At 55.2% G+C, this 24,736-nt stretch carries 24 protein-coding genes and 4 tRNA genes; 12 read left to right on the plus strand and 16 right to left on the minus strand.

The window, feature by feature from the left end; genetic code table 11:
* Positions 1-352: 352 nt before the first annotated feature.
* Entirely contained in the window at positions 353-2,056 is a 1,704-nt protein-coding gene (locus JL015_RS06040) for a J domain-containing protein (protein WP_201017819.1), read from the minus strand.
* Between the two features lie 207 nt (positions 2,057-2,263).
* Between JL015_RS06040 and JL015_RS06045 the strand changes: the two genes are divergently transcribed.
* Entirely contained in the window at positions 2,264-3,895 is a 1,632-nt protein-coding gene (locus JL015_RS06045) for a methyl-accepting chemotaxis protein (protein WP_201017820.1), read from the plus strand.
* 59 nt (positions 3,896-3,954) lie between these two features.
* On the opposite strand, the gene JL015_RS06050 is transcribed toward JL015_RS06045, so the two are convergent.
* Complete coding sequence (locus JL015_RS06050; protein ID WP_201017821.1) at positions 3,955-4,863, minus strand: LysR family transcriptional regulator; 909 nt, start codon at positions 4,861-4,863, stop codon at positions 3,955-3,957.
* Between the two features lie 229 nt (positions 4,864-5,092).
* On the opposite strand from JL015_RS06050, the gene JL015_RS06055 reads away from it, so the two are divergent.
* Together JL015_RS06055 and JL015_RS06060 are read left to right on the plus strand one after the other, a co-directional pair.
* A complete protein-coding gene (locus tag JL015_RS06055) occupies positions 5,093-6,511 on the plus strand; it encodes a coniferyl aldehyde dehydrogenase (protein ID WP_201017822.1) in 1,419 nt (472 codons plus the stop codon).
* Positions 6,512-6,598: 87 nt separating this feature from the next.
* The gene (locus JL015_RS06060) at positions 6,599-7,276 is read left to right on the plus strand and encodes a type 1 glutamine amidotransferase domain-containing protein (RefSeq protein WP_201017823.1); all 678 of its coding nucleotides are present in this window, start codon (positions 6,599-6,601) and stop codon (positions 7,274-7,276) included.
* 59 nt (positions 7,277-7,335) lie between these two features.
* Here the strand turns inward: JL015_RS06060 and JL015_RS06065 are convergent, their stop codons facing one another.
* Positions 7,336-8,220 carry an arginase family protein gene (locus JL015_RS06065; RefSeq protein ID WP_201017824.1) on the minus strand — a complete coding sequence of 295 codons (885 nt, stop codon included), beginning with the start codon at positions 8,218-8,220 and terminating at the stop codon, positions 7,336-7,338.
* A 141-nt stretch (positions 8,221-8,361) separates the two neighbouring features.
* Here JL015_RS06065 and JL015_RS06070 point away from each other — a divergent pair, with 141 nt between their 5' ends.
* Positions 8,362-9,252 carry a LysR family transcriptional regulator gene (locus JL015_RS06070; protein WP_201003382.1) on the plus strand — a complete coding sequence of 297 codons (891 nt, stop codon included), beginning with the start codon at positions 8,362-8,364 and terminating at the stop codon, positions 9,250-9,252.
* A gap of 10 nt (positions 9,253-9,262) precedes the next feature.
* Here JL015_RS06070 and JL015_RS06075 read toward each other — a convergent pair whose 3' ends face one another.
* Positions 9,263-9,793 carry a glyoxalase superfamily protein gene (locus tag JL015_RS06075; RefSeq protein WP_201017825.1) on the minus strand — a complete coding sequence of 177 codons (531 nt, stop codon included), beginning with the start codon at positions 9,791-9,793 and terminating at the stop codon, positions 9,263-9,265.
* Positions 9,794-9,982: 189 nt separating this feature from the next.
* Entirely contained in the window at positions 9,983-10,246 is a 264-nt protein-coding gene (locus tag JL015_RS06080; RefSeq protein ID WP_201017826.1) for a DUF2798 domain-containing protein, read from the minus strand.
* Between the two features lie 128 nt (positions 10,247-10,374).
* Here JL015_RS06080 and JL015_RS06085 point away from each other — a divergent pair, with 128 nt between their 5' ends.
* Positions 10,375-11,307: a LysR family transcriptional regulator gene (locus tag JL015_RS06085; RefSeq protein WP_201017827.1), complete on the plus strand. Its 933-nt coding sequence runs from the start codon at positions 10,375-10,377 to the stop codon at positions 11,305-11,307.
* On the opposite strand, the gene JL015_RS06090 is transcribed toward JL015_RS06085, so the two are convergent.
* Both JL015_RS06090 and JL015_RS06095 read right to left on the minus strand, forming a co-directional pair.
* Entirely contained in the window at positions 11,289-11,876 is a 588-nt protein-coding gene (locus JL015_RS06090; RefSeq protein WP_201017828.1) for a glutathione S-transferase family protein, read from the minus strand. The two genes, JL015_RS06085 and JL015_RS06090, sit on opposite strands and share 19 nt — an antisense overlap.
* Positions 11,873-12,301: a VOC family protein gene (locus JL015_RS06095; protein WP_201017829.1), complete on the minus strand. Its 429-nt coding sequence runs from the start codon at positions 12,299-12,301 to the stop codon at positions 11,873-11,875. The genes JL015_RS06090 and JL015_RS06095 overlap by 4 nt, the downstream gene beginning before the upstream one ends.
* A 114-nt stretch (positions 12,302-12,415) precedes the next feature.
* On the opposite strand from JL015_RS06095, the gene JL015_RS06100 reads away from it, so the two are divergent.
* On the plus strand, positions 12,416-13,318 hold the full coding sequence (locus JL015_RS06100) for a LysR family transcriptional regulator (RefSeq protein WP_201017830.1): 903 nt from the start codon (positions 12,416-12,418) through the stop codon (positions 13,316-13,318).
* Positions 13,319-13,500: 182 nt separating this feature from the next.
* Positions 13,501-14,589 carry a dimethylsulfone monooxygenase SfnG gene (gene sfnG / locus JL015_RS06105; protein ID WP_201017831.1) on the plus strand — a complete coding sequence of 363 codons (1,089 nt, stop codon included), beginning with the start codon at positions 13,501-13,503 and terminating at the stop codon, positions 14,587-14,589.
* A gap of 52 nt (positions 14,590-14,641) precedes the next feature.
* Here the strand turns inward: sfnG and JL015_RS06110 are convergent, their stop codons facing one another.
* The 3 genes from JL015_RS06110 to JL015_RS06120 all read right to left on the minus strand — a co-directional run bounded on the left by JL015_RS06110 (position 14,642) and on the right by JL015_RS06120 (position 17,436).
* Positions 14,642-15,259, minus strand: a complete 618-nt coding sequence (locus tag JL015_RS06110; RefSeq protein ID WP_201017832.1) for a hypothetical protein — start codon at positions 15,257-15,259, stop codon at positions 14,642-14,644.
* Between the two features lie 859 nt (positions 15,260-16,118).
* On the minus strand, positions 16,119-16,637 hold the full coding sequence (locus JL015_RS06115; RefSeq protein WP_201017833.1) for a BRO-N domain-containing protein: 519 nt from the start codon (positions 16,635-16,637) through the stop codon (positions 16,119-16,121).
* A gap of 722 nt (positions 16,638-17,359) precedes the next feature.
* Positions 17,360-17,436: transfer RNA gene (locus JL015_RS06120), tRNA-Arg, on the minus strand.
* Between the two features lie 41 nt (positions 17,437-17,477).
* Between JL015_RS06120 and JL015_RS27640 the strand changes: the two genes are divergently transcribed.
* From JL015_RS27640 to JL015_RS06140, 4 genes are all read left to right on the plus strand, one after another.
* Positions 17,478-17,978: a hypothetical protein gene (locus JL015_RS27640; protein ID WP_236250172.1), complete on the plus strand. Its 501-nt coding sequence runs from the start codon at positions 17,478-17,480 to the stop codon at positions 17,976-17,978.
* A 36-nt stretch (positions 17,979-18,014) separates the two neighbouring features.
* Positions 18,015-18,200 (plus strand): PA3371 family protein, encoded by a 186-nt coding sequence (locus JL015_RS06130; RefSeq protein ID WP_201003404.1) that lies wholly within the window; start codon positions 18,015-18,017, stop codon positions 18,198-18,200.
* Between the two features lie 440 nt (positions 18,201-18,640).
* Positions 18,641-18,967: an Arc family DNA-binding protein gene (locus tag JL015_RS06135; RefSeq protein ID WP_002554423.1), complete on the plus strand. Its 327-nt coding sequence runs from the start codon at positions 18,641-18,643 to the stop codon at positions 18,965-18,967.
* Positions 18,968-19,156: 189 nt separating this feature from the next.
* Positions 19,157-20,236 (plus strand): polyamine ABC transporter substrate-binding protein, encoded by a 1,080-nt coding sequence (locus JL015_RS06140; RefSeq protein WP_201017834.1) that lies wholly within the window; start codon positions 19,157-19,159, stop codon positions 20,234-20,236.
* Between the two features lie 63 nt (positions 20,237-20,299).
* On the opposite strand, the gene mgtE is transcribed toward JL015_RS06140, so the two are convergent.
* Entirely contained in the window at positions 20,300-21,742 is a 1,443-nt protein-coding gene (mgtE, locus tag JL015_RS06145; RefSeq protein ID WP_201003408.1) for a magnesium transporter, read from the minus strand.
* Positions 21,743-22,064: 322 nt separating this feature from the next.
* Between mgtE and bamE the strand changes: the two genes are divergently transcribed.
* Positions 22,065-22,544, plus strand: a complete 480-nt coding sequence (gene bamE / locus JL015_RS06150; RefSeq protein WP_201018086.1) for an outer membrane protein assembly factor BamE domain-containing protein — start codon at positions 22,065-22,067, stop codon at positions 22,542-22,544.
* Positions 22,545-22,587: 43 nt separating this feature from the next.
* On the opposite strand, the gene JL015_RS06155 is transcribed toward bamE, so the two are convergent.
* From JL015_RS06155 to JL015_RS06175, 5 genes are all read right to left on the minus strand, one after another.
* Positions 22,588-22,664 (minus strand) — tRNA-Arg (locus tag JL015_RS06155).
* Between the two features lie 86 nt (positions 22,665-22,750).
* Positions 22,751-22,827: transfer RNA gene (locus tag JL015_RS06160), tRNA-Arg, on the minus strand.
* Positions 22,828-22,936: 109 nt separating this feature from the next.
* Positions 22,937-23,027 (minus strand) — tRNA-Ser (locus JL015_RS06165).
* A gap of 62 nt (positions 23,028-23,089) precedes the next feature.
* Positions 23,090-23,278 carry a carbon storage regulator CsrA gene (csrA, locus tag JL015_RS06170; protein ID WP_002554426.1) on the minus strand — a complete coding sequence of 63 codons (189 nt, stop codon included), beginning with the start codon at positions 23,276-23,278 and terminating at the stop codon, positions 23,090-23,092.
* A gap of 175 nt (positions 23,279-23,453) precedes the next feature.
* Positions 23,454-24,686, minus strand: coding sequence for an aspartate kinase (locus JL015_RS06175; RefSeq protein ID WP_122313746.1), 1,233 nt, complete (start codon positions 24,684-24,686; stop codon positions 23,454-23,456).
* Positions 24,687-24,736 lie beyond the last annotated feature (50 nt).

Here is a 24,736-nt window from a genome sequence, read left to right on the forward strand (position 1 = left end):
TGCTGATAATCTGTTGACTTCAGTCTTACACCACAAGCACCCACACGAATTGCTTGATTCAGTTGTTAAAGAGCGGTGGGTTGAGCCTTTCGCCTAAACCGAGGCGCGCATTCTACAGCGTCCTCTGTATCTGTCAAGCGGTTATTTCAACAAGTTTCAAAGTTTCCTTTGCAACTTCAACCACTTGCGCTTCGATCAACTTCGCGTTGCTCGTTAGCGGGAGGCGAACTATACAGCACTTGAGAAAGCTGTCAAACCCCTTATCTCAACTTTTTTACATCAATCTGAAAGCCCGCTTCCGATGCTTATATAAAGAAAGCCGCCACGCCTCCGGAGACAACCCAGATCGGGATCACTTCTGGTGAACAGCTTCCATCGCCTTCTTCGCCATATCCGCAGCCGAGCGACACATGTGCACTCTCTGCGCCCACTCGCTCTGAGCACACTCATTGGAGTCGAGAGCTGCCCGACAAGCTTGCGACATCGTCCGGCGCAGGTTATCCGGGTTGCAGTCAGACTGATAACTGCCTTGAGATGCCGCGGATCGCTCTCTGGTACCTCCAGGTTGTGACATGACGAAGAAGCCAGCACTCAGCATGCAGAAGAAAGCACCAAGAAACACACCGCCAAACATCATTTTCCTGGCTCTGAACATCCGTGTCAGGGCGGCATAGGGCCTGGGATAGCGATAAGGGGCGAACGCTATCCATATCAGAGTCACGGAACAATGAAGCGCCAACCCAAGCCCGCCGCCTTTCCACCCCATCACCCCGCCCATGACAGCAAGCGGCAGTGCGTGCTGCACCACCTTGGCGTTCGCGGTCGGCCCGCTGATGACATCAGGCAGAAGACGAAGGCTCAGCCATTCATCCAGTGTCGCAACAACCTCGCAGAGCGGACGCCATATATACATGTACGCCATAAGGCCAGGAACCATCAGCAAGGGATACAGAATCAGAAACCACAGATCCTGATCCCGCTGGAAATACAGCGAAAGGCCGAACAGCAAAACTACAGGCAACGCCGCAAGCCCCAGCCAGCGCCTGGCCTCAGGAGAAAAAGGCTCATGCGCCCGCTTCCAGCATTCAAGGTCGGCATCGGGAAAGGCTTCGAGAACACCGGGATATCGCAGCGTCATTTGCTCGACAAGCCGTTTGCAGATAACACGTACATTGTCATCTTCAGCCCTGGCCATTCGCCTGCGCTCAACAGGACTATAAGCACCCAGCAATAAATGCACGGCACGCCCCTCGGCACTGAACGGCTTTTTACTGAGCAGACGCTGCAGATGTCGGACAAAATCATCCCTCTCGCCGCGTTCGATCAGTCGCTGCCAGATAAAGGCAGGCTCCGGGTGCAGGTCTTGCTTCGCATCCCAGCCAAACAGGGAACAAACCTGCTCGAACAAGGCAGAGTTCCAGCCGGTTGTGTTGTGCAGCAGGATCATGACCCAACGCTGCAAATGCTCACTGCGTTCCAGCGACGCCAGCCAGGGCTGTTGACGCAACGCCTGCAACTCATCAATGAAGGCCTCTGTATCTTCGACTTGCAGCCGAGCCTGCAATTGCGACTGATGGGAGTCGAGCAATGCCTGGGTCAACCAGACAGCCTGATCACCATTCATAGGCGCTTGTTGCCATGGAGTGAGCCAGTTCAAATGTCGAGTCGCGGCCCGGAGCAGATTGACCTCACCCTCAGGATCGGCAAGGCAACGCAGCAACAGTTCTTGCTCAAAATCTTGCGTACAACCCAGTGCCTGAGCCTGAAGATAGTGCTCAGGCAGATTATCGACTGTTGTTTGATCAACCAGCACCCGCCATGACGGCGATGCATCATGCCTGGCTGGCACCACCTGATCAGGCAGTTCGGCAACCTCATCGCTTTCGTCCCGATAGCGAGCAATATGCAAAGCCCGCTCATAAGCATCGCGCAGGCGCTGAAAGCCCTCGGCATCGTCATCAGGACGATTGCTTTTAAGCAGCCGCGCATACTGCCGCTTGATGCTGCGCTCGTCGGCGTCATCAGGCAGTGACAGAACCGTCCAGCAATCACTCATCGCTGCCACTCACTTTATTCAAAGTCGTCAATGCGCTCCCTCCAGCCGATCTTTCCATTACCAAGTGATACAGGCAGTGCATCATCATAACCGCAGCAGACTGTCGATTCTGCGACTTGATTCCAGCAAATATCGGCAACTTTCTAAAGCTGAACCGCTTTAGGTCGATAGTTTCAGACTGTCAACTCCCTATCGACGGCACTTCCCATGACTCTCAGAAACCTCAACATCGCCCCACGGTCGTTGCTTTGCTTCGGCTTTTTTGCATTGTTGGTTACAGCACTGGGACTCTTCTCACTGCTGCAATCATCTGACTTGAAAGAGTCCCGGGAAACACTGCAAGACAACGTATTGCCAACGGTTCAGGCAGTCGATCAGATCAAAAGCGATCTTTTGACCATTCGACTTGGCAACAGCGGTCTGCGCCTGGCACAGGACGCCACCGCGACCAATGCAGCCCAACAGCGTGTCGTTCAGGCTCGTAGCAGCCTTGAAGCCGATGTCCGCAAATTACAGTCCTTGCTGGTCACCGATGAAGGCAAGAAGACATACGACAGCATGTCCCGCAATCTGAACAACTATCTGGCCATACACTCGCGGTACCTGGAGGCCATGACGCAAAAACGCGAGGACATAATCACCGCGCTGACCCAACCGACAGGTGAAATGACCCTGGCAGCCGATCTGTTGGCCAAGGACATCGCTGAGATTTCCCGCCTGTCAGACTTGAAGGTCGCAGAATCCGATGTCGCCGCCGACAAGACCTATGCCCAGGCTCGCAATGTCACGATCATTGCCATTCTTGTCGCGCTCGCCGCGACGCTGGCATTGGCCGGCATATTTACCCGCAGCCTGACGGCACCGATTGCCAAGGCATTGGCGGTGGCCGAACAGATTGCGGTCAATGACCTCAGCAAACCCATTGCAGCCGACGGCAAGGATGAGCCGGGACGCTTGCTGGCCGCCCTCTCGATCATGCAGCAGAACCTGCGACGCACGCTGAGTGAGTTGGGTAACTCATCCAATCAACTGGCTTCCACGTCCGAAGAATTGACGGCCGTGACCGAAGATTCCCTGCGCGGCGTTCAACGCCAGAACGATGAAATCAATCAGGCCGCCACCGCAATCAATCAGATGAGCGCAGCGGTTGAAGAAGTGGCGCGTAACGCCATCATGGCCTCCACCGCCGCACAGGAATCCAGCAAGTCGGCAGAAAATGGCCGTAAACGTGTAGACGAGACTGTCAGCGTGATCAACGAGCTGCACGAATCGGTCGGCGCTACCGCCATTGAAATCGATGGTCTGGCTGTCGAGGTGCAAAGCATCAGCGGGGTTCTGGATGTCATCCGGGGTATCGCCGATCAGACCAACCTGCTGGCCTTGAACGCAGCAATCGAAGCGGCTCGGGCCGGCGAAGCAGGTCGTGGCTTTGCGGTGGTTGCCGATGAGGTAAGGGCACTGGCTCATCGCACCCAACAGTCGACTGCCGAGATCGAGAAAATGATCGCGTCCATTCAGGGCGGTGCAAGCAAGGCCGTCAGCGCAATGGGCCACAGCAGCGAACGGGCTCGTACCAGCCTCGACGTCGCACAGGCAGCGGGCCACGCACTGGTGGAAATCACCGCAGCGATTGTGCAGATCAACGAGCGCAACACCAGCATCGCCTCAGCCACGGAACAACAAGCGCAAGTGGCCCGTGAAGTGGATCGCAACCTGACCAGCATTCGAGACCTTTCAGCCCAGAACGCTACAGGTGCAAACCAGACTTCGGCAGCCAGCGGAGAGCTGTCGCAGCTGGCAGTCGGCCTTAATCAGTTGGTGTTGCAGTTCCGGATGTAAGCTCATCAACTCTTGAAAACGCTGGTCGCCGGGCAATTAATTGCTCGAAAGCGACCGGCTCACTCACCCTCAGCGCTTTGACGGTCAGCCCGCAACCGCCACAACAAGGACTGTCGTGCATGTGCCACACGTGGCTGACGCAAGGCGCTGGGAATCCACAGCAAGTAATACTCACGACTGGCCGGACCAACCGGAGCCGGTATTTCCAGAAGCTCGCCGCGTTCAATATAAGGGCGGCATAAATAAGCCGGCAACGCACTCCAGCCAAATCCCTCCTTGAGCAGACTGCATAAAGTACGCAAGTCCTGGCCTACCATCGCCGGCATCAGATTGGGGGCTTCTATCCTGTTCACTTCCAGCCAGCCATCGATGAGCGGCAGGTCCAGGTTATAGGCAAGTACCGGCTCACCCAGCAACGCTTCATTGAAATCCGGCGCACGAGTCAAACGCTGAACCACGGACGGTGCCGCCACCGCCAGGACGTCATCGACAAACATCAGCTCACTGCGCAGGCGCTTATTATTGGGGGGTGCGGCAGAGATCCCGAGATCGCAGTGACCTTCGATCAGCATATGCGTGATCGATTCCTGGTTTCCGCTCTGCATCCTGATGCGAATGCCGACCTCCAGCAGAGGCAGCAATTGTCTGGCCACCACTTCAGCCAGAACATCAGCGTGCCCGATGATTTGCAACGCCCCCGCCAACTCCACCGAACGCGCTCTTGCCGATGACAGCGCGGCTTCGGCTGCATCGAGCTTGTCTCCGATATCCGCTGCCAGTTCGTCCGCTGCGGACGTAGGTTCGACGCCCCGCGACTGACGCTCGAACAGGCTCCTGCCTATCGCAGCTTCAAGCCCCGAAATGTGCTGCGACACCGCAGGCTGCGTGAGGCTTAAAGTACGCGCCGCACCGCTGATCGAACGCTGTCGGTAAACCTCGATAAAGGTCCTCAAACGAACAAGAGACATACATATCCCATAAATTATTTTATGACTGCACAAAAAAGCCGTTGTTATACATCAGGGCTTGGCCCTCATAAGATAGCCACATCGCTTGAGAAAAGCGCTCATGAACGACGAAACGAATGACTTTTTGCCGAACAAAATTTTATAGCAGATCAACCTGACCTCTTTCGGTCGATCTGCATGTTCCGCTCAACATCATCCACATAACGTCAATAGCTCAGGAGCAAAGGCCATGCCTTTCCAGCCAGATACCAAAGAATTGAAAGCCCTTCTGCTGAACATGAAACGTGCCCACACAGCAGCAGGCCCGGCGGATGCAAAACTGCGCCAGGACCGACTGATCCGTGGTGCCAGACTGCTCAGCGATAACCATGAAGTCATTGGCAAAGCCATCAATGCAGACTTCGGCAATCGCAGCCTCTATCAGTCTCTGATGGCAGATACTGTCATGACGGTAAAAATGCTTCAGCATTCTGCCGAGCATGTGGCTGAGTGGATGAAGCCTGAACAGGTTACAGACCCGGCACCCGGCATGCAGGCCTGGATCCAGCAGCAACCTCTGGGTGTGGTCGGTGTGATCAGCCCCTGGAACTTCCCGATCAACCTGGCCTTCGGCCCGCTCGCAGGTGTATTTGCAGCTGGCAATACCGCCATGCTCAAGCCATCCGAGCTGACGCCCAGAACATCGGAACTACTGGCAGAACTGATCGCAGGTTATTTCGACCCTCTGGAACTGGCGGTGGTATTGGGAGATGCGAATGTTGGCGCATCGTTCAGCGGGCTGCCTTTCGATCATCTGGTCTTTACCGGCAGCACCACGGTGGGACGTCATGTGATGCGGGCAGCGGCTGAAAACCTGGTCCCCGTCACCCTCGAACTGGGCGGCAAGTCGCCGGTCGTCGTGGATGAGGACTTCGATATCCGCACGGCAATAGAGCGCACCCTGACGATCAAGACATTCAATGCGGGCCAGATATGCCTGGCGCCGGATTACATGATGATTCCGAAGTCGAAGGTCGAGGCACTGACCGATGCCAGCAAGCGCTTCGTTGCCAGCAGTTTCCCGAGCATCCAGAAAAATCAGGAATACACCTCCATCATCAGCCAGCGCCACTATGAACGACTCGTGGGCCTGATCGATGATGCACGTAACAAAGGTGCAACGATCGTCAATCTGGCGCCGGAAGGCGAACCGGGCTTCGACGCCAAGTCACGCAAGATTGCGCCTCATCTGCTGCTGGATGTGAACGATAACATGCAGGTCATGCAGGAAGAGATTTTCGGCCCGCTGCTGCCAATCAAGACCTACACCGACAGGGCTGAGCCAGTGGCCTATATCAATGCCAATCCGCGCCCGCTCGCTGCCTATTACTTCGGCAATGACAGCGAACGACAACACGCCTTTGCAATCCAAACCACTTCAGGCGCTCTGGTGGTCAACGATGTGATGAGCCACGTGTCCATCGATACCCTGCCGTTTGGTGGCGTAGGAGCATCCGGTATCGGCGCTTACCATGGCGTTCACGGTTTCAGACGTTTTACCCATGCAAAACCCGTCGTTATACAGAGCGAAGATGGCGCTTCAAACCTGCGACTGCGCGCACCTTATGGCGATAAATCGGCACCGCTCGAAGCCTTCCTGAAAGGCTGACCGTCACTTGCAATGAAGATAATGCGCAGGCAGTCAACCCGACCGCCTGTGCCTCACCTGACTCATGGACATTACGAGGAAACTGCAATGAAAGTATTGATGGTACTGACCTCTCACGATCAACTGGGCAACACCGGCAAGAAAACCGGCTTCTGGCTCGAAGAGTTCGCAGCCCCTTATTACACCTTCAAGGATGCCGGCGCTGAAATAGTCGTGGCCTCGCCTGCCGGTGGTCAACCGCCTCTGGACCCGAAAAGCGACCTGCCGGACTTCCAGACCGAACTGACCCAGCGCTTCAAGGCTGACCCGGCCGCGCAAAAAGTACTGGCGACCACCGTCAAACTGGACAGCGTCAGCCAGCAGGATTTCGACACGGTTTTCTATCCAGGCGGCCACGGCCCGCTCTGGGACCTGGCAGAGTCGAAGCGTTCCATCGAACTGATCGAATCCTTTGAGCGCGCCAACAAGCCAATCGGTTTCGTCTGCCATGCGCCGGGCGTCTTGCGTCACGTCAAGGCCGCCAATGGCGAGCCGTTGATCAAAGGCCGTCGCGTCACCGGCTTCACCAATGGCGAGGAAGAAGCGGTAGAACTGACCGATGTCGTTCCCTTCCTTATCGAGGACGAGTTCATCGCACTGGGCGGCCTCTATGAAAAAGGCCCCGACTGGCAGCCCTACCTGGTCGAAGACGGCAAACTGGTGACTGGCCAGAACCCTGCCAGCTCTGAAGCCGTCGCCAAGGCTTTGCTGAAACAGTTGGCGTAAGCCTTTGCAGAAAAACGGGGAGTCAGGCCGATAAAGCGTGACTCCTTGTTTCCATATATTCAGGCTGGCTTGCCAATCAATGGCAACCTGGCAAGCATGTTTTTCATGGCCAACGCATCCCATGGCAGGTGCTCGGCAATACCCAGCCCCACCACATCAGCTACTTCAGCCATTTCCCCCAGCAACTGAACGACCTGTTCGATCGTCAGTTCGCCCTGCGCAACGCCATCGAAGGTTCCCGCTGCAATGTCTGGCCTGGCGAACAGCAGAGCCCGAAAAAAGGCAGGGTCCAGAGCATCAAGATCGAAGTGGATTGCCAGGTGCTTTGCGCCAGTGGATTCAAACCACTCGATGACAGGCTGGCTGCCTTGTCGAGCCAGTTGCTCGGGGCCAACATTTTGCAGCCCCAGCCGCTGCATCTCGGCGGCTTCCCATTCGCTCGGGTCATGCAGGCCAACATACATGACATTACCGGGCTTGACGGGACGGGCTACCGCTTTGACGAAGTCAGGGTCCCCGTTGCCCAGCAGGTTACCGAGCACCATCGCGTGAGCATGGGGGAACTGTTGCGGTGTCATGATATCCGAATGGGCATCGACCCAAAGCACCGCCAGGTCACCCGCGTAACGCTCATTCAGATAGGCAAAAGGCGCCAGATCCACAAGGCAGTCGCCACCCAATACAACAAGACGATCAGGTTGATGTTTGTCGATCAATGCTCGTGCAGCGTGCAACTGATCAAGCAGTGCGTTGCGGCCAACAATCCCGTCTTCAAGCGGCAGCGGCGATTCGTGCGGCTCCACAACAGGCACCTCCTCGACCGGACCGCGGTGTTCCGGAGCCAGCCAGGCCAGAAGCCGAGAGCCGAAATGGTAAGGAGGGTTGTTACCGCCCTGCCATTGCGGGAATAGCAATCGCAAGGTCTTGTCGGTGGGCGCAGACATGGGCGTTTCCTTGAATGGGGATCAGCAGTGCCACAGGAAGATGCCGATGGCCTGGCACGAAGAGAGTCGCTGTACTTTATTGAGTTACAAAACGGAGATATACAGGCTTATAGTTGACGCTTTGTTGCACAGATTGAGCATATGGATCGACTAACCGCAGCGAAGGTATTTCTGGAAACAGTGGCACGCGGCAGCATCTCGGCGGCAGCAATGCACTTGGGCATGTCCCGCGCCATGGCGACTCGCTATATCGGCGTGATGGAAGAATGGGCCGAAGCGCGCTTGCTGCACAGGACCACACGCAAACTCAGCCTGACCGCCGCAGGAGAACAACTGCTGCCCACCTGCAAAAACCTGGTGGCCTTGTCGCTGGACGTAAGCACACAGGCAACACAAACGGAAAACGCCCCAAAGGGGTTACTGCGTGTCACGGCGTCTTCAATCTTCGCGGAATACTGCCTGACCGACGCGCTGATGGAGTTTCTTCAGCTTTATCCTGCTGTAACCATTGATCTGCAGATCGTGGATCGCACTACCAACCTGGCTGAGGACGGGGTCGATCTGGCAATTCGGGTGACCAATCACCTCGACCCGAACGTGATCGCGAAAAAGCTGGGCCAGGTACGCTCATTCATCTGCGCCAGCCCGGCTTATCTGGAAAAATACGGTGTTCCGGGCGACGTGCGAGACCTGCAGGTTCATAACTGCCTGACCTATGCGTATTACGGTCGCAACCTTTGGCATTTCAACGTGAATGGCGAAAACATCGCGGTGCCGGTCACCGGTAATTTCAGCACCAACGAAGCATCCATCATTGTGCGTGCTGCCTTGAGTGGAACCGGCATCGCGATGCTGCCGCACTTCGCTGCCGAACAAGCCATTCGAGAGAAACGCCTGACCCGGCTCTTCCCCGAATCCCGGGTCGAAACGCTTGGCATCCATGCCGTATACCTGTCACGTCAGCGCATGCCCCATGCGCTGAGGACATTGATCGACTTTCTATCCGAACGGCTTGCGGGCCAGCCTGAGTGACCCGGCGATATCAACTCTGACAAAAACGAATCCGGTTACCGAACGGATCGTGTATTTCCAGAACCTTCCCCCAGCCCTGCTCGACAATATCCGGGCGACCATATCCGTAACGCTTGGCAAGTAATTCATCGCGAAGCCGTTCGATATTGTGCATGGGGACAAAAATCGTCGCGCCGGGGCTTGCATCGCCATGATGCTCGGAAAGATGAAGCTGCAGACCATCCCGGCTGATGCCCAGGTAAAGTGGCAGGTCCGCCTCGAATCGGTGCTCGAATTCGACACTGAAACCCAGGAAATCAAGGTAGAACTCGCGTGCCTTGGCTTCGTCGAACATCCGCAATATCGGGATGGGCTTCTCGAAAGTAATGGCAGGCTGGGGAGTGCTCTGCGCGAGTAGCGCCGAAGCCGTGTTCCAGTCCTTGTAACCCAGTTGCTGCGCGACCAGTTCAAGTGCAGCCGAATGAGACAGCTCTTGATTGCCCGCCGCCAGCGAGGCGCGCAGCCTCTTGGCCATCTGCTTGGCTTGCTCGATTGAAAACATCGTTCCTCCTGAAGTCGAGGCATTCTGGTGCTCGCGTTGCCAAAACTCGACCGTAGAGAAATACGACAGGGTTCGGAACATGAAGAAATGCTTTCACCTTCCCTTCGGGAGCGAGCGGCGGGCAGCATCGGCCAGCGCCGAGAATACCCAAGCCTTGCGCTGAGCGAAAGTTGCTTCGTGAGCATTTACTCAATGACCATGCACGGTCCAGGCGACCAGCCGGGCAACAATCGGACGCACGACGATCACACAAAAGAAGGCAGAGGGCATTGCAACGCGATACGCACTCATCACATTTCCCATGTAATGTTCGTCAATGCCGAATTCAGCGAGGGTGATCACGAGGCACATGAGAAACGCCATGATGGTTGCCATATAGAAAGCAAACACATAAGGCGTCGCCCGGCTTGGGAAACGGAATCGGGCAGTATTACTGTTGGTTCTGGCAGTCATCGATTAACCCTCGTCAACCTTGAGTAGTGGAAGAGCGGTTAAGCTAACAATCGGTTATACGCACCAGTAGAGGTGCTGCGCTTGAATCATTATTAAGTAAAACCAACGAATGGAATGACAAGTATCCGATGGACATTCTGGGTTTGATCAACAGTTTCATCCGCGTGGTAGAAACCGGCAGCATCGCGGCGGCAGCCCGAGCCCAAGGGATGAGCGCAGCCGCCGTCAGCCAGAGCATCACGCGGCTTGAAACCCATTTGGGCGTGCGCCTGCTTTCGCGCACCACCCGCAGAATGGCGCTGACCGAAAGCGGCATGCGCTATTTCGAGAAGGTCCGCCACATCCCCCGTGATATCGATCTTGCTTCACACGCCGCGACCATCACCACCGAGCCTCAAGGGCCGCTGTGTATCGCCACCACCGCTGCATTTGGCCGCCACGTCCTTGCGCCGCTGATACCTGCGTTCAAAGCCGCACATCCGCGTATCGATATTGAGCTGATCAGCACAGACCGGCGCGTCGACCATCGCCTGGAAGGTGTCGACGTCAGTATCCGCATCGAGGCACAACTGAGCGACGGACTGGTTGCCCGCCGCATCGCGTCACTCCCGTTCATATTCTGTGCATCGCCCGCCTATCTCGACCATGCAGGCGTGCCCACCACTATCGAAGACCTGAAACAACATGCCTGCCTGGTCTTTCGCTACCCAACCGACGGGCGCTTCCTGCCCTGGAACTTCATGGTCAACGGCAAACGTGTCGAAGCGAAGGTCAATCCCGGCTTTGTCTGCGACGACATCGACATGCTCGCGCAAATCGCCGTCAATGGCGGCGGCATCGCCCGCCTCGCCAGCTTCATCGCCCAACCGCACCTCGACAGCGGCCGCCTGCTGCCGCTGTTCGAGCCTGACAGCCGCAACGTTGCCAGTGCAGAGTCAGAGCCGATGGATATCTATGCGTGCGTTGCCGAGCGCTCGGCGTTGAATACAAAGGTGCGGGCGTTTATCGAGTTTCTCGAAAAGGCACTGCAAAGCACACCCGCTCAAGGCTTGGGCAGATAACCTGGCAATGCCTCTACCCGCTTGATCCAGCGTGCAACATTTACATAGGGTTCAAGATCCACACCGCCTTCAGGGGCAAGCACGACATAGGGGTATACCGCGCAATCGGCAATCGAGGGACGGCCGATTGCAAGCCAGTCGTGGTTTTCCAGGTGTCTGTCGAGTATCGAGAGGGCAACGGTCGCTTTCGCCAGAGCCTGCGCCTTGTCCAGCTCCGCACCAAACTTCTGCACCAGTCGCGCAGCGCAAAGGCTGTGCTGAACCTCATTACCGGCAAACGAGAGCCACTGGACAATATCGGCCTGGCCTTGCGGATGAGCCGGCCACCAGGCCAGACCACCGTATTGGCCAGCGAGATAAACCAGAATGGCCTGCGAGTCGCGGATGACGTACGAACCGTCCTCCAGAACCGGTAGCTGAGCAAGAGGATTCATGTCTGAAAGCGGCGGCTTCTTGTGTTCTCCGCCCAGAAAATCGACTGCAACCACTTCAAGCCCGATATTGGCCAGAGCAGCAAAAAGCCTCACTTTGTAGCAGTTTCCAGATACATCCAGGTCGTACAGTTTCATTTCGGTTCTCCATCGACGAGTTGATTGAATTCAAGAACATTGCCATCGGGGTCGCGGATAAAAAGCGCGATTCTTCTGGGACCGATGTGATGCGGCCCCTGAGTGATCACGATCCCCTGCTCGCCCAGCCAGGCCTGAAATACCTGGAGGTCATCGACAATAAAGGCAGGGTGCGTTACGCCGGGAAGCTTCACCGGAGCATCCAGCAGGACGTTGTGAGAGTCGGGGACGCGAGCACCGTTGAAGATCAGATTGATACGAACGCCGTCCGGGCTGAGCATTTCGTTGGCTTCGTACAGCGGAAAACGTGCGGTCTCCTTGAATCCGAGTGCCTGATAAAAAGACATCGACCGATTCTGGTCGCTGACACGAATTCCGATGTGATCGTATGCGAGAATCCGGGCGGGATTTGGTCGTTGGCTCATGGGTTGCGACTCCGGCTGAAAACAATCCCTGAAGTTTCCACCGGGCTGCGCGTTTCACCTATGGCGCGGACCTGACAAGACCTATGCAGTAATCGCACAAATCGAAAGGTGGCAATGGACAGGCTCAAGGCAATGGCCAATTTCGTTCGGATCGTCGACAGCGGCAGTCTGAGTTCGGCGGCGGATGTGACTGGACAATCGGTCGCTTCCCTTGTCCGCTCGCTGGCAGCTCTGGAGCGCTATCTGGGGGTCCGGTTATTGAACCGCAGCACCCGACGCATGGCCCTGACGGATGAAGGCGAAGAATATCTGGCCTGGAGCCGCCGCATGCTCGCGGACTTCGCTGACATGGAGCAACGGCTGGAAGCTCGCGATGGCATCGCCCGCGGCTTGCTTCGGGTGACAGCCCCCGTAGAGTTCGGGCAACGCTACCTGGCACCGCTGGTGAATGCATTTCTCAAGGATCATGGGGAAATGGCAGCCGAGTTGAGCCTGAGCGACCAGGTCATCCCCTTGCTTGATGAACGCCTCGACCTGGCCCTGCGCATCGGCCATCTTCCCGACTCGGCCATGGTGGCGCGCAAGGTCGGCACAACCCGGCTCGTCACCTGCGCCAGCCCGGATTACCTGCATGCCGCTCCCGCCATCGCTAGCCCACAATCGCTGCGGGAGCATTCCTGCATCACCCTGGCCTCACAAGGGCGACACTGGTACTTCCGTCACAAGGAAAAAGAACTGGTTGAAGACATCGTACCGAGACTGGTCTGCAATCAGGTTCGAGCTGCCAGCCAGGCCTGTGTGCAGGGCGTGGGAATTACCCGGTTGATGCATTACCAAGTGGCGGATGAACTGGCTGATGGTCGACTGGTCAGGATCCTGCGGGATTTTGAGCCTATGGATTTACCGATACAGTTGGTCTACCCGCACTCCTTGCAGTTGTCACCGAGAGTGAGGGCTTTTGTGGAGTGGGCGTGCCCGCAACTGGAGAGGCTGACGCCTGATCCGGGTGGGGAATAGAGGCTATTTAGCCATTATTGGGCTGTCTGCTCAGCAACATCTCATCAGCATTTATATTTGAAAGAGACCAGTGGCCAGGTTTTCAGCGAGTCGTAACTCACTGTAATTCATGACAATCCCCTGTGGCATGCATGCTGCACTGTCGAAACGGCAATCCACTTCGTCGTTTTCGGAGATATCTCATGAGCCACTTACCTATCAAGTTCGCCTACTGGGTTCCTAACGTCAGCGGCGGACTCGTTGTCAGCAAGATCGAACAACGCACCAGTTGGGATATCGACTACAACCGCAAACTCGCGCAAATCGCGGAGCAATCAGGCTTTGAATACGCACTGACGCAGATCCGCTTTACCGCCGGATACGGTGCGGAAAATCAGCATGAGTCGGTGGCATTCAGTCACGCACTACTGGCTTCCACCGAAAGGTTGAAAGTGATCGCGGCCATCTTGCCAGGTCCCTGGACGCCGTCGGTGGCAGCCAAACAGTTGGCGACCATCGACCAGCTCACGGCCGGAAGGGTTGCCGTGAATATTGTCAGCGGCTGGTTCAAGGGTGAGTTTCAGGCCATTGGGGAACCGTGGCTGGAACATGACGAACGTTACCGGCGTTCGGAGGAGTTCATCCAGGCGCTGAAAGGAATCTGGACCACCGACAACTTCACCTTCAAGGGCGACTTCTATCGTTTTCATGACTACACCTTGCGGCCAAAACCCATTCAGCGTCCGCATCCCGAGATATTTCAAGGCGGCAGCTCCCGGGCAGCCCGTGACATGGCGGCCCGAGTATCGGACTGGTATTTCACCAACGGCAACACCCTGGAAGGCATCAAGGCGCAGGTCGACGATATTCGGGCAAAGGCCGCAGCCAACGGGCATTCAGTGAAGATCGGCGTCAACGCCTTCATCATCGCCCGCGACACCGAACAAGAAGCGCGAGCGGTATTACAGGAAATCATCGACAAAGCCGACCCGCAAGCCGTGAATGCCTTCGGCGATGCCGCAAAACAGGCAGGCAAGGCAAGCCCCGAAGGAGAAGGCAACTGGGCCAAATCATCGTTCACCGATCTGGTGCAGTACAACGATGGTTTCAAGACCAACCTTATTGGTACACCCCAACAGATTGCCGAACGTATCGTCGCGCTGAAAGAAATAGGCGTGGACCTGGTGCTGTCAGCGTTTCTGCATTTTCAGGAAGAGGTTGAGTATTTTGGGGAGCGGGTGTTGCCGTTGGTGAGAGAGCTGGAGGGGGTTGGGGTGGTGGTGAGGGTTTGACGGGGGATCATGTAGGCGGATCAGGGAGATCCGCCTGTGGGTGCTGAGCAGATTAAGGTACAGAAGAAAACTCGGTTGTTTTGGCATGGGCTTCTGTAACAAATGCCTTGATGTACTCGGTAACACCGACCTTCAGATGCGAATAGTGGGTGCCTAGATTCTTTAGAGGGTCGCCCTTGCTCCACGACGGAAAGGCAATCGCCAGTTTTTCATCGACGATGGAATTATTGTGCTTCACACAATTGTTGATCAACCGCAGTTCATGTGCGGCTGCAAAACCAGCCAGACTTGGACAGTCGATCACTCCAGGCTTGCCTGCAATAAGATCCTGCTTCTTCTTGTCCGGGAGGTTTGGAAATGTCCCCTTCAAGACCTTTCCGATCTTGATTTCCACCAATCGGTGAAGCCCGACAATTGCAAGCTCTTCTCCGAGACTTCGCACATCATCAGACTGCAAGAAGTCATCATGCAACGAAGACAAGTAGTCTTCATAATCATCTCTGGACTCGAAATCGCTCGCGGTTGCTGCCTTGAAATACTCTTTGATCGATTTCTCCTGCTGAGAAATCGACCGGTTGAAATGATCACGAAACTCGTCCAGAACCTCTGTACTGAAGTTCAAGTGAACCATCTTCAACAATGCGCCAAAGCCTGCTTTTTTTTGAAACACGGCAATCGTCCCTATCTCGCTTCGTGAAAAGTCTGGTGCATGTCTTTCAAGCATGTCAGGTGACGATCATAGTCATTTTTGTAGAGTGAGAGCAGTGCTTGTCTGAGAGTACTGAGCTCTCGAAAGTGTTGATATGGTGCTTGCACTGCCGATTTCCTAATGTGTTTTTAGGGATGCTCCGATCAACTTGCCGCGAAGCGGCGGCAAGGCGTAATTTGCTCGACACGCAGCGCTATTTGCTAAAAGTCGGACGATGCATCGCATATTGAGGGCATTTTCGCCCGTTCTGCCCTGTTAAGCGCGCAACTCGCCCATAACCCATGAGCTGTTTTCGTGCTATCCACTGGTTCGACAAAGCGAACAGCCGGAGCGTGAAAACGATGCAAACCCCACCTCAAAGCCCTCTTTACAAGAGCTCATCATTAGCCACATCCACGCAACTCAATGAGCAGCGGGAAGTATCGACCTTCCGACGAAGGTGCGTTTACTGAAATCAAACTGATGAGGAGTAATCAATGCAAGGGCTAAAATCGGTGGGACAGTGGCTGGCAGAGCAGGCGGCACGTGCCTTGTTCAGAGAGTTATTCAGGGCGGTCATTCAGCGTGTAATGAAAACCTGGTGGGATGAGTAACGCCAATCCAATCCGGGGCCCGCTCAGGCGATGGCCCCGCTGGTGAGGAGTCGGCAAGTCGGAGAAGTAAACGCGGTAGGACAAGGCCGGGTGCCTGTCACTGAGAGGGCTCTTGATCTGTCGATGCTCAAGGGCCCAAGCAGTGTCGCCGACCTTCCCTGACCTCATATTGATCGCCCCGCCCAACCGGAACGATCAAACTCACATCACGCAGAAAACGAATTGCTTCAGGCAACCAACCGGCGCCACCAGGATTCTCTGACCGCATCTGGCTGCACCTGAACCAATTCCGGCATATCACGCAACCTCACCCATAACTCCCCATGCCATTGTAATGTCCCCAAGACATTGCCCTGCCAGCGCATCTCATATCGCTGAGGTTGATCGCTGGAATCTACCTTGGGAACCTCGAAAACCGGCAACACCTCCTGAACCAGCCAACGGCGCAGTGCACGGTTTTCCGGTACGTAGTGATGCACCAGCAACGCAAAAACACCCGACTCGCTGATCATCAGGCATTTTTCCCACTGCCCGTGGGTCAACAGCCAGGCTGTGTGGCGTTGGTCGGCATCGAGTTTGAGTGTGGCGCGCTCGTCCAGTTGCTTGCCCATCAGACGTGCCAGATCCGACAAGGGAAACCAGACTTGGGTATCGCGCATGACAGCACGCAGCATACGGTGGTGACGGATGAAAACGGTTGGCTCGAAATGATCGGTGCAGGGAGGTGAAGGATATGGAAGGTCCATGGTGTGAAAGCTCCTTATGAGAAAAGAGCTGCCGCAGACGTCGCTAAACGAATGAAGGGTGGCAGCTGTGCGAAGGTTAGCGAACCGGTCTTTTACTCGCACACACCGGCAGACCCGAAGATCTCCGACGCACAGCCGCCATGACACGGCCTCAAACCTGAAAGGCATAAGGCAGCATGAGCTGATTGCGAGTGTAAGGTTCGGATCGCTAAACCCGGCCGCTGATTTTGCAGCGACGCGGCACATTAAATGCCGCAACTGACACACGCAAGGGGTCGGGATTTTCTAGGAAATTTCGTTCAAGGGAAAGGGAAGATGCTCGGGGTGGAGATGGCTTTGGGACTGCGGGGGAGAGGAAATTGCGGATGATTTTGTAGCAACCACCTAGGGATAAGGACAAAATCAGTCGAGCCCCGCGCAGGATTGCCGAACTGTCATGCCCGATTTTGGCCTGTCGCCACCACAGGCCACATTTATCATTTTTACGAAGCGCGCGGGCCAAATCCGACGCTGGGGATCAGTTGAAATACACAATGACTTTTCAATTGGGATTCAATTACGCAGGTAGAGAGAACGGCCTAAGCATCAATTTCAAAAATCGGCCAGAAGAATCCGATTCCCTTGAAAAGTTGACTCAATACCGAACACTCAGAGAAGTGGAGACTTGAGAGAAAACTCAATCGAGGAGCTATCGGGAAATCCAGCTAACCACCTGATCATATTGGTGTCCCAGGGCAGGTTCGAACTGCCAACCTTCCCCTTAGGAGGGGGATGCTCTATCCAATTGAGCTACTGAGACACTGAGTTGCCAGCACACCGAACGGTGCCAGCGAGGACGGCGTGCATGTTAACGGCATGGAGGGATTTTGTCATGTCGTCATTGCCTTCGATAATCGTAGTCCACATCCCGGCGTAGAGCGCTTGCAGGGGCGGTCGTGCATTTTGCATTACCCCAAAAAGCCATCATTGCAAAACGCAATGTTTAATCGCTTTAAAACAATCACAAGCCATTGTTTTATAAGGATTTTTATTCAAAATAAATCTGGCATGCAGGCTGCATTATCAGTACCAGTGACGATACTCCACGCAAGGTACCTGAAAATGAACATGACTCTCTCAGTGTTGAATGCAGTAGCTCTGGTGGCTCTGGTGGCATTTCATTTTCAGGATACCCGCATTCACGATGACAAGATCGGCACGCAACCTCAATCATATGAGCTGGTTCGCAAGGCCCCTCAATTGGCCATCATGAGTGACAGAAGCGTCAATGCAGCTACGCTGGGTCATGAGGTCAAGGAAGCCCCGCTGCCAAATCGTGCTGAAGAGCGTTGGATCTTCTGAGATCGTCACATAGCCCACCTTCACGAGAGAGTAGCCATGTCAAAACCCGCATTGTCATTCATGATCCTGGCACTGATGGCTGTTGCCACTGATCTTCTCCTCCCCGAGCAGGCGCATGCATTGAATTCCGCCTCCAAAATTGCCGCAGGGCTGTTTGTCAGCCTCTTCGTTGCGGCCATGGTGATCGGGCGTCGCTTCAAGTTCGATCCGGTTCTACGCTGACTGAATATCCGCTGATGGTTGTACTGGTCAACAGGGCTCAAACCACTGCTGACTAGGTCATCGGCCTCTCAGCCTACCCTCGCCTTCTCCCGCCATGACACGCCCGTCGGCATCTTTCGTATTCTTGTGAATAACCATCTACGCTGAAGACAGATAGCCATCATGGCAAAAAGTAGTCAGGCGTTCGTCGTGTCACCCGGATGGGCTGGAATTGGCAAGCTTTGCAAATCTGCTCGCAATTCTGATAATTGGTGCTGGCTAAACGCCTTTATCTGAGTCAATATTTGTCACAGAATTGACGCCAAGGATTCGACGTAATAGGGCATGATGCCGCGCCCTTTGGATAACTCGGTTGAACATTTGGCCAAAAGGACTGTCCTACATTGACAATCTTGCGGCCACTTGCGAAACCGCTCCCCCTGAACTAACCGGTTAAATATATGAGCCCTATGAAACAGGCTACTTATTCCAGCCGCACGGCTGACAAGTTCGTCGTTCGCCTACCAGACGGCATGCGTAATCGCGTGCAAGAGGTAGCCAAAAACCACCATCGCAGCATGAACTCGGAAATCATTGCTCGACTCGAACAGAGCCTGATTCAGGAAGGAGCTCTTGGTGATGAGCCAAGTCTGCGCCTTGATAGTCCTGAGCTGTCCCTGCACGAACGCGAGTTGCTGCAACGTTTTCGTCAACTCTCACACCGCCAGCAGAACGCTCTGGTGTCCCTGATTGCTCACGACACGGAACTTGCTTCAGAAGAGTCGTAAGAAATCAGTGAAAAAAAGCATTCAAGCCAGCGAAAGCTGGCTTTTTTTTGCCGTAGTACTTTTCCCCAATACTTATAAGACTCTTTCTTATAATGTAGACATCTCAGCCAATGCTTTTCCTGGTCACGGCTCCTGAGGCGATGGTTTTCCCGTGCATCGCGATTATCAAGTCATGCGAGGAGCCACAAAATGCTCGGTAAAGTCTTCGTCCCCCTGATGCTGGTTGCATCAATGAGCCAGGCAGCCCAGACCGTCAAGGTGTTCAACTGGGAGGATTACTTCGCACCGGACACGCTGAAAAACTTCCAGAAAGACACCGGCATTGAAGCCACCTATGACACCTACGATGGTAACGATGCCCTGGACGAAAAGCTCAAGGCGAGAAACTCCGGTTACGATATTGTGGTGCCGTCGAGCCACTTCATGGCTGGCCAGATTCAGCGTGGGGACTTGAAGAAGCTGGACAAAAGCCAGCTATCCAACTGGAAAAACCTCAATCCGGTTCTGCTCAAGGCGCTCAGAGGCATCGACCCAGGCAACGAGCACGCCTTTCCCTATCTATGGGGGACCACCGGCATCGGCTATGACGCGGCCAAGGTCAAGGCTGTTCTGGGCAAGGATGCGCCACTCAATTCCTGGGACTTGATCTTCAAGCCCGAGAACATTAAAAAGCTGGCTGAATGCGGCGTAGCCTTTATCGACAGCGCCCCCAGCATAGTGCCCATCGCGCTCAACTATCTGAACCTGCCACCCCACAGCGAAAAAACCGAGGATTACACCAAGGCAAAAGCTGCCTTGCTGGCGATCCGACCCTACGTGCGCTATTTCAACTCGACCCAGTACATTACGGATCTGGCCAGTGGCAAGATCTGCGTCGCGGTCGGCTATTCAGGAGATGTCATGCTGGCGGAGCGCAACGCTCAGGAGGCAGGCAACGGCATCAAAATCGACTACGTCATCCCCAGGGAAGGCGCTCCGATGTGGTTTGACATGATCGCCATGCCCGTCGATGCACCTGACGAAAAAGCCGCCTACGTCTTTATGAACTACCTGCTCACGCCGAAGGTAATCGCGGGCATCTCCAACTACTTGCATTATGCGAACGGAAACGAGAAGTCCGAGGCACTGGTGGACGCAGCAGTACGCAACGACCCCAGAATCTACCCCGATGAGGAAACCCTTGGCACCCTGTTCGTCCAGCAAGCGACGCCTGCCGACATTGACGCGCTGAGGCTACGCACATGGAAGGAAGTCAAAGAAAGACAGTGACTACCTTTGCAGCCCCAAAACAAAAAACCGCCTGAACAGGCGGTTTTTTTATGGTGAAAGCGATCAAAGCAGAAAAATGGTTGCCAGCCCCAGGAAAATAAAGAAACCGCCACTGTCCGTCATCGCAGTAATCATGACGCTGGCACCCATGGCTGGATCGCGGCCAAGACGTGCAAGCGTCATAGGGATCAAGACCCCCATAAAAGCAGCCAGCAGCAGGTTGAGCGTCATTGCAGCCGTCATGACCACGCCAAGCGACCAACTGTCATAGAGCATATAGGCCACAACACCGATCACCCCGCCCCATATCAGACCATTGAGCAAAGCGACCGCCAGTTCCTTGCGCAGCAAGCGCGTGGTATTGCCGGTACTGACCTGGTCCAGCGCCATGGCGCGAACGATCATGGTAATGGTCTGGTTCCCGGAGTTGCCGCCGATACCGGCCACAATCGGCATCAGCGCCGCAAGAGCCACAAGCTTCTCGATCGAACCCTCGAACAGGCCGATGACACGCGAAGCCAGGAACGCTGTAATCAGGTTGATCGCCAGCCAGGCCCAGCGGTTACGCAGCGAGCGCCATACCGAAGCGAAGATATCTTCCTCTTCACGCAAACCCGCCATGTTGAGGACTTCGCTCTCGCTCTCCTCACGAATCAGGTCAACCATTTCGTCGATGGTCAAACGACCAATCAGCTTGCCGCTCTTGTCGACCACCGGCGTGGAAATCAGGTCATAACGCTCGAAAGCCTGTGCGGCGTCGTAGGCATCGTCTTCCGGGTGGAAGCTGACAGGGTCGTCAGCCATGACTTCGCCGACCTGCTTGTCCGGATCATTGACCAGCAGACGCTTGATCGGGAGCACGCCCTTGAGCACGCCGTCGTAATCGACCACAAACAGTTTGTCGGTATGGCTCGGCAGCTCCTTCAAGCGCCGCAGGTAACGCAATACGACTTCCAGGCTGACATCCTCGCGGATCGTCACCATCTCGAAGTCCATCAGCGCACCGACCTGCTCCTCGTCGTAGGAGAGCGCAGAACGGACACGCTCACGCTGCTGGACGTCCAGCGCTTCCATCAGTTCGTGAACGACATCGCGAGGCAGTTCGGGAGCCAGGTCTGCGAGTTCGTCGGCGTCCATCTCCTTGGCCGCCGCCAGCAACTCGTGATCATCCATGTCGGCGATCAGGGTTTCCCGGACGGAATCGGACACTTCAAGGAGGATATCGCCGTCGCGCTCTGCCTTGACCAGTTGCCAGACGGTCAGGCGCTCCTCAAGAGGCAATGCCTCGAGGATGTAAGCGACGTCCGCAGAGTGCAGATCATCGAGCTTGCGTTGCAGCTCGACAAGGTTCTGACGATGAACGAGGTTTTCTACGCGATCCTGATTTTGACCTTCCTGGCGGTGGATCAGGTCTTCGACCACACGCTGACGCTGCAACAGATCGACCACTTGGGCAAGGCGATCCTGCAAGCTTTCCTGCGTTTTTTTAACTTCTATTTCAGTCATAGGCGAACTCCACTCCCAGCAGCGGAGCACGCCGGGAGGATCAATCAGTTGATTCTTGATTGGTGAAACGAGCTATTGAGTAACTACTGGGTAAGTCCATGGAGGTATTCCACAAGCCCCGGCGGGGCTGACGGGCGCAATGATACACCGCTTTGGGCGGATCGCACGCGAGAAAATTCAGGCTAGAACAGGCGCTTGCGAGACAAACCTGAATGTTTTGCGAACAGACAGGGTTACGACGTTACATTCAGCGAAGAAAACACGCTCGCCCATGGGAAAGACCACCACTAGGATGGGCTGGCACGTCATGGAGGACTCGGCAATGCGTATCACGCCCCGCATTTTCTTATGGAGCAACCTGCTCTGCCTGCCACTTTACACAGAAGCCAATACTGTTCAGCGATGTGAAGACCCGTCCGGAAGAATCCTCTTTACCACTCTGGGCTGCCCGGCCGGGCAAAACAGTCAGCCGCAAGAAGCCTTCAATGCGCCTCCGGGAAGCATCACGCCCCTTCTTCCTGGCGCAGACAGGCGAAACAATAAAGCCAGCAAGGAAATCGTGGTGGTAGGCCAGCAAGACGATGGCTGCGGTAATCGACTGAGCGCAGCACAGCGCCGGCAAGCCGTTATCAATCAGCGTACACCGCCGGGCATGACAAAGCGCGACGTTGAAAGCCTGCTGGGCCGCCCGGACAAGATCACCAACCGCAACGGAGAACTGCGCTACACCTACCAACTGAAAAATGGTCGCAGCAACAATGTGACATTCGATGAGAACGGATGCGTGAAAGGAAAACGCTAGAAAGCAAAAAGCCCACATCTTTCGATGCGGGCTTTCTGGTGTATGGTGCACTCGACAGGATTCGAACCTGTGACCGCTCGGTTCGTAGCCGAGTACTCTATCCAGCTGAGCTACGAGTGCATTGGTATTTTTAGACCAGATCACCTCTGGTTGAAGCCGGTTATCTGGAAGTTGTATTTAACTACATCAGACCAGTTAACCTTAAATGGTGCACTCGACAGGATTCGAACCTGTGACCGCTCGGTTCGTAGCCGAGTACTCTATCCAGCTGAGCTACGAGTGCATGTGTTGGTGCCGCGCATTATAGGTCGTTAAATCATTTTGTAAAGCACTTTTTCTAGTAATTTCAACAACTTACAGAAGAAGCCAGATTCAACGCACTACAGAAATAATGGCGGAGAACGGGGGATTCGAACCCCCGACACCCTTGTGAGGTGTACTCCCTTAGCAGGGGAGCGCCTTCGGCCACTCGGCCAGCTCTCCGCAACACGGGGCGTATAATAACCACCCTTTTCCCCGTTTGCAAACCAAAAATTCAATAAAAATTAATGGCTTGGTTCTTCGTCCTTCTCTTTCTTGATGCGCAGGTAAATTTCTTCACGATGCACAGCGACTTCCTTGGGCGCATTGACACCAATACGCACTTGATTACCCTTGACGCCGAGCACAGTCACTGTGATTTCACCATCACCAATGATCAGGCTTTCTGCGCACCGACGAGTCAAAATCAGCATACCTTTCTCCTTATGCATTTCAGGAACAACAGTCTGCAAAACCAGTAGGCACAAGCCTGCGACGAAAAAGCCACGAGCCAAGCCTGAGTATTGACTAACGCGAAGAAAAGAACAGTCTTTGCGTGCAGCACAGGAAAACGAAAGGCGCGGTCAAGCCGCGCCCGTCAATGGCAGATCACTCACCCTGCCGAGGAGCATCCAGCTCAAAGGCTGTGTGCAATGCGCGCACGGCCAGCTCCAGATACTTCTCTTCGATCACCACCGAGACCTTGATTTCCGAAGTGGAGATCATCTGGATGTTGATACCTTCCTTTGCCAGAGCCTCGAACATGCGGCTGGCAACACCTGCGTGGGAACGCATGCCGACGCCGACGATGGAAACCTTGGCAATCTTGGTATCACCGGAAACCTCACGAGCACCGATTTCGCGGGCGGTGGTTTCCAGGACCTGCAACGCCGACTGATAGTCGTTGCGATGGATCGTGAAGGTGAAATCGGTGGTGTTATCGTGCGCGACATTCTGCACGATCATGTCGACTTCGATGTTCGCAGCACTGATCGGGCCGAGAATCTTGAAGGCAACACCCGGCGTGTCTGGCACACCACGGATAGTCAGCTTGGCTTCATCGCGGTTGAAAGCGATGCCGGAAATGATCGGCTGTTCCATGGATTCCTCTTCATCAATGGTAATGAGGGTGCCCGGCCCCTCCTTGAAGCTGTGCAGAACGCGCAGCGGGACGTTGTATTTGCCTGCGAACTCTACCGCACGGATCTGCAGCACCTTGGAACCGAGGCTGGCCATTTCCAGCATCTCTTCGAAGGTGATCTTGTCCAGACGCTGAGCTTGCGAAACGACACGCGGATCGGTGGTATACACGCCATCCACGTCGGTGTAGATCTGGCACTCGTCGGCCTTCAAGGCAGCAGCCAGCGCCACGCCAGTGGTGTCGGAACCGCCACGACCGAGCGTGGTGATGTTGCCGTTCTCGTCGACACCCTGGAAACCGGCGACAACCACGACACGACCTGCCTTGAGGTCGGAGCGGATCTTCTGATCGTCGATCTGAAGGATACGCGCCTTGTTGTGGGCGCTGTCGGTCAGGATACGCACCTGATTACCGGTGTAGGACACCGCAGGCACGCCGCGCTTCATCAGCGCCATCGCCAGCAAGGCAATGGTGACCTGCTCGCCGGTGGACACGATCACATCCAGTTCACGAGGAACCGGCTGATCGCTGATCTGTTTGGCCAGTTCGATCAGGCGATTGGTTTCACCGCTCATGGCCGACAATACGACCACCAGATCATCGCCCGCTTCACGGAACTTCTTAACCTTGTCGGCTACCTGCTCGATGCGCTCTACAGAGCCAACAGAGGTGCCTCCAAATTTTTGTACGATCAAAGCCATCTCAAAGCCGCCTCAGAACCCGTTAAGGGCACCCATTAATTCTCAAATCC

The sequence above is a fragment of the Pseudomonas cichorii genome (genome assembly GCF_015471405.1).
In the GTDB taxonomy this organism is placed as follows: Bacteria; Pseudomonadota; Gammaproteobacteria; order Pseudomonadales; family Pseudomonadaceae; genus Aquipseudomonas; species Aquipseudomonas serbiensis.